Below are 13,296 nucleotides of genomic sequence, written 5' to 3'. Positions count from 1 at the left end.
GGCCGAGCAGGTTCGTGCCCGTCGCGACCAGCGGCCGCCGCACGTCGTACTCGTCGAGCCCGTCGAGCTTCTGCAGCAGGGCGTCGGCACCAGCACCCGCTCTCCCGGAGCGCCGCTCAGCAGCAGCTCGACCGCCCGGCGGCCCATCTCCTCGTGCGGCAGCGCCACGGTCGTCAGCCCGGGGCGGAGGTAGGCGGCCAGCTCGTCGTCGTCGAACGACACCACGGCGATGTCGCCGGGGATCGAGAGCCCCGCCTCCGCGACCGCCTGGTAGGCCGCCTCACGCCGAGCGGCTTCGGGCACGACGGCGCGGGCGGACAGGTCGCCTTCGCCGACCCGGACGCGGGAGTCGGCTTCGCGTTCCTCACCAACCGGATGGAGGGGGTCGGCGACGTGCGCGCGACCCGCGTCGTCGAGGCGCTCGCGACCGCGCTGCGACTGCCCGTTCCGCGCGGACTCTGACCCCTCCGCGCCACCCCCGTCAAGGGGTGGGGCGCCCGGTCGGCGCCGTCCTAGCGTCGGGGGACGGGCCGACCGGAGGGGCGGTCCGGGATCCAGGGGAGGGCGAGATGCAGAAGCTGTACTACGCGAGCGGATTCGTGCTGCTGGGCGACGAGGTGTGCTCGGCGGTCGTCGAGTACGCGCAGGCGCTGGCGAACGTGGGGAAGTCGGACCTGGTCGTGGTGCCGTCGCTCTCGGACGAGGGGCTGCGAGGCGAGACCCGTCTCCTGGTCGGACCGGCCAGCCAGCTCTTCACCAGCCCGGCGCTCGACCGCGGCGTCGACCTCGACGATCCGGAGGCGGTGGAGTCGATGCGCGAGAAGACCCGACGGCTCCAGCCCGCGCGGCCGACCGTGCAGCCGCGCGGCGAGGGCGACGACAGCGAGGACGACGGCGGGACCGACTACCTCTGACGCCTCAGGTGTCGAGCGTGGTGCTGGGGCGCTCGCCGAAGCGGTGGGCGTACGAGGCCGAGAACCGGCCGAGGTGCGCGAAGCCCCAGCGCCGTGCGACCTCGCTGACGCTGACGACTCCGGACTCGCCCGCCCGCAGCTCCTTCTGCACGCCGTCCAGCCGGATCCGCCGCAGGTAGTCGACCGCGGTGAAGCCGAACTCGCGCCGGAACTCGGTCTGCAGCGTCCGCAGGCCGATGCCCGCCGCGTTGGCGATCTGCTCGGTCCGGAGCGGCTCGTGGGCGTGCTCGTACATGTACTCGATCGCCTGGCGGAGGCGCCCCGAGCGGGGTACCCCGAGGTCGCCGGGAGTGTCCAGCGTCGAGTGCGGGAAGGTCTCGAGCAGGGCGACGGCGACCGCGCGGTCGGCCTCGCGGCGCAGCAGCGGCGAGCTGTCGGCGTCGTAGATCACCCGGGCGACCGTCGCGACGGTCGCCGACCAGCGCCGCAGCGCCGCGCCCTCGGGTCGTGCGGTGGTGTCGAAGAGGAGGGGGCCGCGGGTGCCCTCGACCTCCTCCGCGATGCCCTCGAGGTACGCGCCGTCGAAGTGGATGAGGTTCTGGCGGTAGTCGTGGAACTCGAACCGGCTGGGACGGTCGTTGACGAAGATCGCCGGCTGCCCGAATCCGAGGGTCACCGCGTCGCCGTCGAGATCGGTGACGCCCGCGCCGGCGGTCAGCCACGAGACGACGTACTCGCCCTCGGTCTGGATCGAGCCCTGCACGGAGCCGGCGAACTGGCTGCCGCGGAGCGTCACATCGCCGTCGCCGACGGAGGTGTAGCGGTACGAGAAGTCCTCGCCGGGCTCGACGACGAAGCGGTGCCCGTTGTACGACTGCTCGAAGAGGGCCCGCGCCTGCTCGATGTCACGCCCGCCGATGTCGGAGCGCATGACCTCGTCCTTCTCGTTCATCCCGATCAGGGTCGCACGAGGAGCGCTCCTCACCGCGTGCCCCGAACGGGGAATTCGTTAAGCGGATAAACCAGTCGCGGGTCCGGCGGCGCGGGTCATGGCCTGGACGGTCGCCGCCTGGAACTGCGTGAGCAGCACCACGGTGTGCCGCGCTCCGGCTTCCACGGCGAGCGAGAAGGTGGCGCCGGCCGGAGTGGCCCGCCAGGAGCGGATGTCGCGGGTGCCGACGCGGGTCGAGTCGCCGGTGCCGGCGCTCCGCAGCACCAGGGAGTCGGGCAGCACGCAGAGCGCGCCCGTCACGCCGTCGACAGTGGAGGAGCACTCGAAGCCTGCGTCGTCGTGCACTGCACCGGCGAGCTCGACGAAGTCGGTGACCTCCATCGGCTCGTCGTCGTCGCGCCTGGACACGGCGCGCTCAGGCAGCGTGCGTGAGCCCGGAGGACTCGGGCTGCTGCGCCGGCTCGGTGACGATCCGCAGGCCCCGGCCGCTGTTGGCCTCCTCCATCAGTGCGCGCACCCAGGTGGCGTTTATCGCCGGCATGCGGCTTCCGTGGAACGAGAACTGGAGGGGGATGGTCGGGTGCAGCCAGAGCGTCTGGCGTCCGGTGCCGTGCGCGCTCGAGGCGTCGAGCTGGAAGGCGAACGCCTCGTCGCGGCGGAACTTGTTGATCATGACGATCTGGAGGTGCGCGAGCGCGCGGTCGTCGATCTCGTGCGAGGTGGGGGGAGTGCCGTAGAGGAGAGCGCCCATGGTGCGTGCCGCCGTTCTGTGCTGTGTCGCGGGTGCCGGCCGCGACGGTGGGGTGCCCCGGCGAGTGCCGCCGGGAGGGGGAGTGCGAGATGGTGGGGGTGTTCGTGGGGAGCAGGACCCGGGGTGTGCTGTGCCGCCGAGTCGAGTATCCGGAGTGTCGATCCGGGGGTGCCGGGCTCCGGGATGTCGAGCCCGGATGCCGTCGCGCCGAGCCGTCGATCCCCGCTGACGCCTGCTCTGCAGGCCCGTGGAGTCGGGCGGTCGGGCCGTCCCTCCGGCTGTTCTCCGAAAGTACGCCCCTCGTTCGGAGCGCACGTGCCGCTATCCGGAATGCGAAGCAGTGGCCCCGGCCGCCGGGCGGACTCCCAGCCGGGTGACTCCGGGGCTCAGTTGCGGGGTGCCGCCGGTGGGCGGTGCGGCTGCGTCGAGACGGCGCGCTCGTGCGCGAGACGCCGCAGTGGTGCGTCGGGCGGGCCGGCGGTGTCTCGGCGGGGCGTGTGGAGCGGGAGGAGGCGTGACGGTGCGCTCACTGGACAGGGCGTGCGGCTCCGTCGAGACGCCGTCTCCGCGGCGGTAACTCGGCGTGCGCGGGAGGGTGCGCTCCTCCGCGAGTCGTCGCGCCACCGCTCCGGCGGGGGTGCCGACGCTCAGAAGGCGTAGCGGACGCGGCAGTAGGGGAGGCGCTCGGCGAGGAGGGCGCGGAAGCGGTCGAGGGCGGCGCGCTTGAGGTCGCGTCGGTAGCGGATGTTGACGGCGCCGTTCTCGGAGACCTTCTGCTCCTGGCGTCCCGGCTGCCAGAGCAGCGACTCCGCCGTGGGGTGCCAGCCGAGGTTCACCTCGTGCAGGCCCTCGTTGTGGGTGAGGAGGATCACCTCGGCCGCGAGCTGCGCCTTCGCCCGCGGGTGGAGGGCGGCGTCGAGCTGGTCGAAGAGCTCGGTCCAGTCCTGCTGCCAGGTCTCGGTGAGGATCACGGGCGAGAAGTTGACGTGCACCTCGTAGCCGGCGTCGACGAAGTCGTTGATCGCCGCGATCCGCTCGGCCATCGGCGAGGTGCGGATGTCGGTGACCTTCGCCGTCTCGGCGGGCATCAGCGAGAACCGGATGCGCGTGCGCCCGAGCGGGTCCCACTCGAGGAGCTCGCGGTTGACGTACTTGGTCGCGAAGGACGCCTTGGCGGTGGGCGACATCCGGAACAGCTCGCAGAGGTCGCGGACGTTCCCGCTCAGCAGCGCGTCGACGGAGCAGTCGCTGTTCTCGCCGATGTCGTAGACCCAGGCCTCCGGGTCGCACTGGTTCGCCTCGGCCTTGGGGCCCTGCTTGGCGATGTGCCGGGCCAGGTGGCGCTGGATCTGCTCGATGTTCGTGAAGAGCGTGATCGGGTTGCTGTAGCCCTTCCTCCGCGGCACGTAGCAGTACACGCACGCCATGGCGCAGCCGTTGGCGGTGGAGGGGGCGATGAAGTCGGCCGAGCGGCCGTTCGGGCGCGTGACGAGCGACTTCTTCACCCCGAGCACGAGCGCCTCCGTCTTGATGCGCACCCAGCGCGCGACGTTCGCCTCGTCGCCGTGCACCTCCGGGATCAGCCAGTGCGACTCGACGGGCACGATCTCGGCGCCCGGCCACCGCGCCACGACCTCCTGCCCACGGGGCAGCTCGAGCGCGGCCGGCTCGGCGTAGATCCGCCGGATGTCGAGCAGGCGCCGCTCGCGGACCTGCGCGGACGCGGGGCTCGGAGCGGTGTCGGACATGAGTCCGTTCTATCGGCGACCACCGACATCCGCGGTGGCGAGGCCGTCGCCCGCCGCGCAGGTCCTCCGCCCGGCTGCAGGCACCGTGGCGCCGCTCCCTCAGGATGGAGGCATGCCCTCCTCCGCCGACCGCTTCCGCCGCGCCGCCGTCGAGCTCGCGCAGACCTCCGAGCGGCAGGTCGAGTGGGCGCTCGCCGTCACGGAGGATGCGCGCCTCCTCGCCCTGATCGACGAGCTGCCCGCGCAGCACCGGCAGCCGTCCCTGCTCTTCTCGGTCGCGCGGCTGCTCGGCGTGCCCGACGTCGACGGCGCCGGATTCGCCGCATGGCTCCGGAGCGAGTGGGCGCGGGTGGCGCCGGTGGCGGCGGAGCGGAGGACGCAGACCAACGAGGCGCTGCGGTGCGCGCCCCTGGTCGCGGCGCTCGAGCGGATCACGGAGCCGGGCGAGCCGGTGGCGCTCGTCGAGATCGGCGCCTCCGCGGGGCTCTGCCTGGCGCCGGAGCGGTACTCCTACGCCTTCACGGCGAGCGACGGCGAGACGCGGCTCGGGTCGGGCGCGCCTCTGCTGCGGTGCGCGGTGAGCGGAGGCGCGGCGCCGGCACGGCTGCCGGTCGTCGCGTGGCGCCGGGGGCTCGACCTGGCGCCGCTCGACGTCCGCTCGCCCGAGGACGTCGCCTGGTTGGGCGCGCTGCTCCCGCCCGACCGCCCGGAGCGGACCGCGCGGCTCCGCTCGGCCGTGGAGACTCTGCAGGACGACCCGCCGACGATCGTCGCGGGCGATGCGGCCGCCGAGCTGCCCGCCCTGCTCGACGCGGTGCCGCCGGGTCTGCGGACGGTCGTCGTCTCGCTCGGGACCCTGGTCTACCTTCCGTGGGCCGCGCGCGAGAGCGTCCTGGCGACGGTCGCCGATCGCGGCGCGAGCCTGGTGACGCTCGAGGCGGAGGCGCTGCTCCCGCACCTCGTCGCCGCGCGCGGGGACCGCACGGCACCCGAGCCGACCCCGTTCCTGCTCGCCGCCGACGGCGTCCCGCTCGCGAGCGCGGCCGCCCACGGCGGCACCCTCTCCTGGCTGGCCTGAGGCGCGCTCCCGCGCCGGGAGCGGGGTGCCCGAAGCCCGGGAGGTGCCCGGCGCCCGGTGAACGGTGCCCGCTCCGCCCCGATCGTCCGCCCACTGTTCAGAAGTCGTCGCACTCGGCGTCGAGTGCGACAACTCCTGGACTCTCGCGGAGGAGCGAGCGTCGAAGGCCGAAGGCCGAAGCCCGACGCCCGAAGCCCGAAGCCCGAAGCCCGAAGCCCGAAGCCCAACGCGCAGCGACCAGCGCTCTGAGCTCAGGCGCTCGGCCCGATCGTCCGCCCACTGTTCACGAGTTGTCGCACTCAGCGTCGAGTGCGACAACTCCCGGACAGTCGCGAAGGAGAGGGCGTCGAAATGCAGCGCCGAGAGCTCGGAGTCCCGGCGCTCGACCCGCGCCCACTGTTCAGAAGTCGTCGCACTCGGCGTCGACTGCGACGACTCCTGGACTCTCGCGGAGGGGAGGACGGCCGAGTGCAGGACTCAGAGCTCAGAGCCAGAGCTCAGAGCGTCCAGCGCCCAGCGCCCCAGCGCCCTACAGCCCGTCGACGACGAGCTGCGTCGCGCGCGGGACGTACGAGGTGTTCGTGGTCGGGTCCCAGCCCACGAGCGCGACCGCGTCGCCGCCGACGCGCGCGGTGATGCCCACGAGCGAGAACGGCTTGCCGCCCACGGCTCCGGACACCTTCCAGCCGAGCGTCTCGTCGGCGCCGGTCAGCGTCTGCTCGGTGCGCTCGACGGTCGTCTCGACCGGCACGCCCTGCATCGCGAAGAGCGTCGAGCCGGAGGCGCAGCGGGTGGTCGCGTCGGTGGCGCTCGCGAGGAGCGAGGCGGCCGCGTCGGCGGTGCCGGTGCTCGACACGACGGCGGTCATGGAGCGGTCGGCGCTGGTGCCGTACGAGAGTCCGGCGGCGGGCTGCGCGGTGTCCCAGCCCAGGCCGAACGGCGAGAGGCAGCTCGCGTCGGTCGCGGTGAGGCCGGGGTAGATCGAGTCGAGCATCTCCTGGATGCTCGCGTACTCGCCGGGCACGAACTGCACGCCGGTCAGCACGGCGGCCACCTGCTCGCCGGTCTTCTGAGCGGTGTCGGCGGCAGGGGCGGCGGCCGTCGCGGTGGCGGACGGGGCGGCCGACGACGAGGGGAGCGTCGGAGTGAACGGGCGGAGCGTCGATCCGCTCGTCGCGGTCCCCGCGCAGCCCGAGAGGACGAGCAGCAGCGCGCCTCCGATCAGAGTCGTGCGCAGCAGTGTCTTGGACATCATGTCTCCCCCTTCGCCCGCCGGCGCCGCACCGGGGCGCCTGAGGCTAGCAGAGCCCCGCGTCCCGGAGGCGGCCCGGCGCCGCCCGCAGGACGGAGGCGGCCCGGTGGCACCCGCAGACCGGAGGCGGTCCGGCAGCGCGTGCGGATCGGAGTCGGCCCGGCCCCACTCGCACAACGGAGCCCGGAACTCCGAGCCCACGCCTCCGACGGCCGTTCCCGCCGCCTCCGCTCCGCAGCTCAGATCTCGGTGTGCCCGAGCTCGGCTCCCGCGAGCAGGCGGATCTCCGGCTCGGCGATGCCCTCCAGCTCCAGCACCACGACGCGGTTGCGGCCGGTGCGGGTGACCGGCGAGGGGACGATCAGCGTCCGCTGCGGTCCGCGGCGCCAGTAGCGTCCGAGGAGGAAGCCGTTCACCCAGACCAGTCCCTTGCCCCAGTGCAGCGTGTCCACGTACAGGTCGGCCTGCTCGTCGAGGTCGAACGAGCCGGAGGCGAGCTGCGGTCCGGCCGAGAACGCCGGCGCCGCGACGGCCAGGTCGGGGAGGCACTCCAGCGCGAGGGCACGCGCCGCCCAGCCGGTCAGCGGGGCGCCGTCGAGCGTCACGCCTCCGATCAGGCCCTTGTGCTCGCCGATGCGCGTGCCGTAGTTCACCCGGCCCTGGTTCTCGACCAGGATCGCGAGCTCGCCGCGTCCGCTCGGCAGAGTCAGCGCCCGCTCGTGGTGGTCGCGCGCCAGCACGCCCACCGGCACGCCGTCCAGCAGCACCCAGGCGCGGTCGCGCACCTCCTCGCCCACCACGAGGCGGGCCGGAGCGGAGGAGCCGTCGAGCGTCGTCGTGAAGAGCACGAAGCCGTCGTCGTGGCCGAGGTCGTCGAAGCTGGCCATCGCGTCGAGGTGCGCGGCCGGTCCGAACGCCTGGCCGAGGCCGAGCAGCGCCGGGCCGGGGACGAGCGGAGCGGTCAGGGCGGGGGCCGGCGGGCGCATCGCGGGCACCTCCTCCGGCACCGGCGCGTAGCGCGCGATGACGTCGCGGAACGCCCAGAACTTCGCGGTCGGGTCGCCGCCCTCGTCGAGCGGGGCGTCGTAGTCGTAGCTCGTCGTGATCGCGGCGTAGCGGCCCTTGTCGTTCGCGCCGCTGGTCAGGCCGAAGTTGGTGCCGCCGTGGAACATGTAGATGTTGACCGAGCCCCCGGCCGCGAGCAGCGTGTCGAGCTCCTGGGCGGAGGCGTCGGCGTCCGTCGTGTGGTGCTGGGTGCCCCAGTCGTCGAACCAGCCGCACCAGAACTCCATGCACATCAGCGGCCCGGTGGGCTGGAACTCGCGCAGCGTCGCGAGGCGCTCCGTGGTCCGCGAGCCGAACGAGCCGGTGAGGTGCAGGCCCGGCAGGCTGCCGTCGGCGAGCATCTGCGGAGTGGGCTGGTCGATGGTGGTCAGCGGCACCGTGATGCCGGAGTCGCGGGTCACCCGCACGAGCTCGGCCAGGTACTCCTTGTCGGAGCCGTACGCGCCGTACTCGTTCTCGATCTGCACGAGGACCACGGGCCCGCCGTCGTCGATCTGGCGCGGGGCCACGATCGAGTACACGCGGCGCAGGTAGTCGCTGACCGCGGCGAGGTAGTTCGGCTCCGAGCGGCGCACGCCCACCTCGGGGTCGCGGAAGAGCCAGGCCGGGAGGGCGCCGTTGTCCCACTCCGCGCAGATGTAGGGGCCGGGGCGCACGATCGCGTGCATGCCCTCGGCGGCGATCAGGTCGAGGAAGCGGCCCAGGTCGAGCCCGGCGTCCTCGCGCCACTCGCCGCGGCGCGGCTCGTGCGCGTTCCAGGCGACGTAGGTCTCGATGGTGTTCAGGCCCATCAGGCGGGCCTTGCGGATCCGGTCGGCCCAGAGGTCCGGGTGGATGCGGAAGTAGTGCAGCGCCCCCGACAGGATGCGGTGCGGGCGGCCGTCGAGCTCGAAGTCGACGGTGCCGATGGCGAAGCGGCTCTCGGGAGCGGTGGTCATCTGGATCCCCCTCAGGATCGGTGCCCGGTGTGTCCGAGCGTGAGAACGACGCAGGGCCGACCGGAGCGATCCGGCCGGCCCCGCGTCGAGCAGTGGTGCTACTCCGAGACGGTGAAGCCCTGCGCGTTGCCGTACTGGACGAGCTTGCTCTGCCAGTCGGCGAGGCCCTGGTCGAGGCTGGTGCCGTTGGCGTACGCCTGGCCGACGGTGTCACCGAAGACGCTGTTCGCGTACACCTGGTAGGGCAGGTACGACCAGCCGGAGCGGACGTCCTTCGAGGCCTGGGTCAGCACCTCGTTGATCTTCTGGCCGCCGAAGTACTCCGACTCCTGACCGGTGAAGTCCGAGCTGTCGAGGTCGGCGGTGGTCGACGGGAATCCGCCGCTCTGCAGGAAGACGTCGACCGAGGCCTGGTCGCTGTTCAGCCAGCGCAGGAACGCGGCGGCCAGCGCCGGGTTCTCGCTCTGCTTGGTGACGGACTGGCCGCCACCGCCGTTCTCGGCGCTGACGGCGGTGCCGTCGTAGGTCGGGATCGGCGCGACGGCCCAGTCGCCGGAGGCGTCGGGGACGCTGGACTCCAGCACGCCGGGCATCCAGGCGCCGGTCACCAGCGAGGCGATGGAGCCGTCGGCGAGGCCCTTGTACCACTCGTCGCCCCAGGCGGGGGTGTCCGAGAGCAGCTTCTTCTCGACGAGCTGGTTCCAGACGCCGGTCCACTTGGCGGTGCCCTCGTCGGCGAGGTCGATCTTCACGTCCGTGCCGTCGGTGGTGAACGGCTCGCCGCCCGCCTGCCAGATCATGCTGGTCGCGAAGCCGGCGTCGCCGGTGTCGGCGGTGATGTACTTCGACGGGTCGGCGGTGTGCAGCTTCTCGGCCGCGGCGACGTACTCGTCCCAGGTGGCGGGGACGGCGATGCCGTACTGGTCGAAGACGGTCTTGTTGTAGAACAGCGCCATGGGGCCCGAGTCCTGCGGGAGTCCGACGAGCTTACCGTCGATGTTGACGCTGCCCCAGGTGGAGGCGGAGTACTTGTCCTCGAGGTCGCCCATGCCGTACTGCGACAGGTCGAGGAGCGAGTCCGACAGCGCGAACTGCGGCATGGCGTAGTACTCGATCTGGACGACGTCGGGGGCGCCCGAGCCGGCCTTGATCGCGTTCTCGAGCTTGGTGTACTCGTCCTTGTTGGTGCCGGCGTTGACGAGCTCGACGTCGACCTTGGGGTAGGCCTTCTCGAACGCGGCGACCTGCGCCTCGGCGCTGGGGGTCCAGCTCCAGTACGTGATCTTGCCACCGGCCTCGAGGGCGGAGTCGAGGTCGGCGGCGGAGCCGGCGCTCGTGGTCGTGCCGCCACCGGAGGTGGACGAGCAGGCCGCGAGGGAGCCGGCGGCCAGGGCCGCGACGGCCGCGACCGTCAGGGTCCGCCTGAGGGCGGAACGGGCGATCTTCATGGTGGTGTTTCCCTTCACTTCTTCGTGCTGCGGGTGCTGTGGACGGGGCAGGACGCTCCGGCCGGGGGATGGGTAGGGGGAGGGCTCAGCCCTTGACGCTGCCGGCGCTCAGACCGGACTGCCAGAAGCGCTGGAGTCCGAGGAAGGCGACGACGATGGGGATGATCGTGAGGAGCGAGCCCGTGATCACGAGGTTGTAGATCGGCTGCGCGCTGACGCCGGTGGCCTGCGCGTTCCACTGGTTGAGGCCGACGGTGAGCGGGTACCAGGTGGGGTCGCTCAGCATGATCAGCGGGAGGAAGTAGTTGTTCCAGGTCGCGACGACCGAGAACAGCAGCACGGTCACGATGCCGGGGGCGAGGAGGCGGATGGAGATGGTGAAGAAGGTGCGGAACTCGCCCGCCCCGTCCATCCGCGCCGCTTCGAGCAGCTCGGTGGGCACCGACTCCACCGCGTAGACCCACACCAGGTACAGGCCGAACGGGCTGATCAGCGAGGGGATGATGATCGCCCACGGGGTGTTGGTCAGGCCGAGCTGGCTGAACATGAGGAATGTCGGGACGGCGAGGGCCGTGCCGGGGACCGCGATCGCTCCGAGCACCACGGCGAAGACCGCCTTGCGGCCCGTGAAGCGGAACTTCGCGAGGCCGTAGCCGGCGAGCGTGGCCAGGAGCGTCGCTCCTCCGGCGCCGACGACGACGTAGAGCAGGGTGTTGCCGAGCCAGCGGAGGAAGATCCCGTCGCGGTAGCTGAGGGTGTCGGCGATGTTCTGGAAGAAGACGAAGTCGCCGTCGAACCAGAGGCCGAAGCTCGAGAGCAGGCCGGCCTGCGTCTTCGTCGCGTTGATGACCAGCCAGGCCAGCGGCACGAGGCTGTAGAGGATGAAGACCGACATCAGCAGGGTGAAGGCGATCGACTTCTTGGGCTGCACCGAGGAGCCGCGGCGGGCGGCCGGGCGCTTCGGGGCGCGGGCGGGCGTCCGGGGAGCGGTCGCGAGGGCCATCAGTTCTCCTTCCGCGCGCCGCGGAGCTGCACGACGTAGGCGATCACCGCGGTGATCACGCCCATGACGATGGCGACCGTGGCCGACGCGTTGTACTGCTGACCGGCGAAGGACAGGTTGTAGGCGTACATGTTCGGGGTGAAGTAGGTGGTGATGATGTTCGGCGCCAGCGTCCGGAGGATGTTCGGCTCGTTGAACAGCTGGAAGCTGCCGATGATCGAGAAGATCGTGGCGATGACGATCGCGCCGCGCAGGGCGGGAAGCTTGATCGAGCGGATGACGCGCATCGGGCCGGCGCCGTCGATCTCGGCCGCCTCGTAGAGCTCGCCGGGGATCGTCTTCAGCGCGGAGTAGAAGATGAGCATGTTGTAGCCCACGAACTCCCACGTGACGATGTTGCCGATCGAGGCGAGGATCCAGTCGCGCGAGAAGGGCTGGACGACGTCGGAGCCGAGCAGGTCGTTGACGTTCGCGGCCAGGCCGAAGTTGTCGCCGTAGATGAAGCCCCACATCAGCACCGCGACGACCGCGGGGACGGCGTAGGGGAGGAAGACCACGATGCGGAAGAAGCCGGTGCCGTGGAGGCGCCCGCTGTCGATCGCGAGGGCCGCGACGAGGGCCAGCACGAGCATCACGGGGACCTGCACGACGAGGAACAGCAGGACGCGGCCGAAGCCCTCCCAGAAGTTCGGGTCGGTGAAGATCGCGGCGTAGTTCGCGAAGCCGACGAAGGAGTTGCCGCCCACCAGCTGCTCGCGGAAGAGGCTGAGGTAGATCGAGTAGACGACCGGGGCGATGAAGACCAGGAGGAAGACGACGAGGAAGGGGGCGACGAACGCCAGGCCCTTCCACTCGCTCTTCGCCCGCGACTTCGGGGCCGCGAGGGGGGACGCCGGAGGGGCGACCTCGCTCAGCGGGACGGGGGGAGACGTCGTCGTCATGGGATTCCGTTCGGGGAGTAGTGCGGGCCCGCCATGTTCACGTCAACATGGCAGAGCGTCACCGTAGCATGTCCACGTCGCCACCCGCGACTGTTCCTGCGTCACGGTTCGGCGCACGATGCACCACGGCTGACGGGCGGCGCGCTATAAAGGGAAGCCCATGTCACTCGAGACCGACCGCCCGTCCCCGTCCATCCGGCCGCGACGCGGCGTCTCGATGGCCGACGTGGCCCGGCGCGCGAACGTCTCGGGCCAGACGGTCTCGCGGGTGTCGAACGGCAAGCAGAACGTCGACGGCGAGACGCGCGAGCGGGTCCTCGAGGCGATGCGGGCCCTCGGCTACCGGCCCAACAGCGCGGCGCGGGCCCTGCGGACGGGCCGCTTCCACAGCATCGGCGTGATCATGTTCACGCTGTCCTCGTTCGGCAACATGCGCACCCTCGACGCCATCGCGATCGCGGCCGCCGACGCGGGCTACTCGATCACCCTCATCCCCGTCTCCCACCCCACCCAGGGCGAGGTGTCGGTCGCGTTCCACCGGCTGAGCGAGGAAGCGGTCGACGGCGTCATCATCATCGTCGAGGCGCACCTGCTCGACGAGGCCGACATCGTCCTCCCGCCGGACCTGCCCGTGGTGGTCGTCGACTCCGCCGGCGGCGAGAAGTACCCGGTGGTCGACACCGACCAGATGTCGGGCGCCCGCCAGGCCGTCGAGCACCTGCTCGGGCTCGGCCACCGCACCGTGCACCACATCGCCGGTCCCGACCGCTCCTACTCCGCCGAGCGCCGCCACGAGGCGTGGGAGTCGACCCTGATCGAGCGCGGCGCCCCGGTGCCGGAGGTGCTGGTCGGCGACTGGTCCACCGACTCCGGCTACCGCCTCGGCAAGCGGCTCGCCGCCGATCCGGAGGTCACCGCGATCTTCGCCGCCAACGACCAGATGGCGCTCGGCGTGCTGCGCGCCCTGCACGAGGCCGGACGCGCCGTGCCCGGCGAGGTGAGCGTCGCGGGCTTCGACGACATGCAGGAGTCGGCGAGCTTCTGGCCGCCGCTGACGACGGTGCGCCAGTTCTTCGGGGACACGGGCCGCCGCTCGGTCGACATCCTCCTGCGCGAGCTCGAGCCGAAGGCGTGGGTGCTCTGGCAGCCCGTCGAGGACTACTACAACATGCAGCAGCCCAAGCCCAAGGGCGAGAACCTCAACTG

At 71.9% G+C, this 13,296-nt stretch carries 13 protein-coding genes and 1 pseudogene; 4 read left to right on the top strand and 10 right to left on the bottom strand.

Annotated elements, in window-relative coordinates:
* Positions 1-252: pseudogene (locus C5C50_RS17495) on the bottom strand (substrate-binding domain-containing protein); the annotation flags it as partial.
* Between C5C50_RS17495 and C5C50_RS17490 the strand changes: the two are divergent.
* Entirely contained in the window at positions 154-462 is a 309-nt protein-coding gene (locus tag C5C50_RS17490; RefSeq protein ID WP_146078844.1) for a serine hydrolase, read from the top strand. The pseudogene C5C50_RS17495 and the gene C5C50_RS17490 overlap by 99 nt on opposite strands.
* Positions 463-569: 107 nt before the next feature.
* Entirely contained in the window at positions 570-914 is a 345-nt protein-coding gene (locus C5C50_RS16105) for a hypothetical protein (RefSeq protein WP_104223414.1), read from the top strand.
* A gap of 4 nt (positions 915-918) precedes the next feature.
* On the opposite strand, the gene C5C50_RS16100 is transcribed toward C5C50_RS16105, so the two are convergent.
* The 4 genes from C5C50_RS16100 to C5C50_RS16085 all read right to left on the bottom strand — a co-directional run bounded on the left by C5C50_RS16100 (position 919) and on the right by C5C50_RS16085 (position 4,365).
* Positions 919-1,866 (bottom strand): AraC family transcriptional regulator, encoded by a 948-nt coding sequence (locus tag C5C50_RS16100; protein ID WP_104273908.1) that lies wholly within the window; start codon positions 1,864-1,866, stop codon positions 919-921.
* A gap of 57 nt (positions 1,867-1,923) precedes the next feature.
* Positions 1,924-2,274 (bottom strand): hypothetical protein, encoded by a 351-nt coding sequence (locus C5C50_RS16095; protein WP_104223412.1) that lies wholly within the window; start codon positions 2,272-2,274, stop codon positions 1,924-1,926.
* A 7-nt stretch (positions 2,275-2,281) separates the two neighbouring features.
* Positions 2,282-2,617 (bottom strand): ATP-dependent DNA ligase, encoded by a 336-nt coding sequence (locus C5C50_RS16090; protein ID WP_104223411.1) that lies wholly within the window; start codon positions 2,615-2,617, stop codon positions 2,282-2,284.
* A 647-nt stretch (positions 2,618-3,264) separates the two neighbouring features.
* Positions 3,265-4,365 (bottom strand): spore photoproduct lyase family protein, encoded by a 1,101-nt coding sequence (locus C5C50_RS16085; protein WP_104273907.1) that lies wholly within the window; start codon positions 4,363-4,365, stop codon positions 3,265-3,267.
* A gap of 112 nt (positions 4,366-4,477) precedes the next feature.
* Between C5C50_RS16085 and C5C50_RS16080 the strand changes: the two genes are divergently transcribed.
* Positions 4,478-5,443, top strand: a complete 966-nt coding sequence (locus tag C5C50_RS16080) for a DUF2332 family protein (protein WP_181133958.1) — start codon at positions 4,478-4,480, stop codon at positions 5,441-5,443.
* A gap of 529 nt (positions 5,444-5,972) precedes the next feature.
* On the opposite strand, the gene C5C50_RS16075 is transcribed toward C5C50_RS16080, so the two are convergent.
* The 5 genes from C5C50_RS16075 to C5C50_RS16055 all read right to left on the bottom strand — a co-directional run bounded on the left by C5C50_RS16075 (position 5,973) and on the right by C5C50_RS16055 (position 12,090).
* Positions 5,973-6,698, bottom strand: coding sequence for a hypothetical protein (locus C5C50_RS16075; protein WP_146085927.1), 726 nt, complete (start codon positions 6,696-6,698; stop codon positions 5,973-5,975).
* Positions 6,699-6,934: 236 nt separating this feature from the next.
* A complete protein-coding gene (locus C5C50_RS16070; RefSeq protein ID WP_104273904.1) occupies positions 6,935-8,698 on the bottom strand; it encodes a beta-galactosidase family protein in 1,764 nt (587 codons plus the stop codon).
* Between the two features lie 98 nt (positions 8,699-8,796).
* A complete protein-coding gene (locus C5C50_RS16065; protein WP_104223423.1) occupies positions 8,797-10,146 on the bottom strand; it encodes a sugar ABC transporter substrate-binding protein in 1,350 nt (449 codons plus the stop codon).
* Positions 10,147-10,231: 85 nt separating this feature from the next.
* Positions 10,232-11,041 (bottom strand): carbohydrate ABC transporter permease, encoded by an 810-nt coding sequence (locus C5C50_RS16060; protein ID WP_258062773.1) that lies wholly within the window; start codon positions 11,039-11,041, stop codon positions 10,232-10,234.
* 107 nt (positions 11,042-11,148) lie between these two features.
* Positions 11,149-12,090, bottom strand: a complete 942-nt coding sequence (locus C5C50_RS16055) for a carbohydrate ABC transporter permease (RefSeq protein ID WP_104223405.1) — start codon at positions 12,088-12,090, stop codon at positions 11,149-11,151.
* Between the two features lie 160 nt (positions 12,091-12,250).
* Here C5C50_RS16055 and C5C50_RS16050 point away from each other — a divergent pair.
* Positions 12,251-13,296, top strand: a 1,046-nt coding sequence (locus tag C5C50_RS16050) for a LacI family DNA-binding transcriptional regulator (RefSeq protein WP_146085926.1), incomplete at its 3' end; no start/stop codon positions are given.

This window comes from Rathayibacter sp. AY1D9, from assembly GCF_002932395.1.
In the GTDB taxonomy this organism is placed as follows: Bacteria; Actinomycetota; Actinomycetes; order Actinomycetales; family Microbacteriaceae; genus Rathayibacter.
The sequence above is the reverse complement of the archived record's forward strand: the minus strand, read 5'-3'. Positions and strand labels throughout refer to the sequence as shown.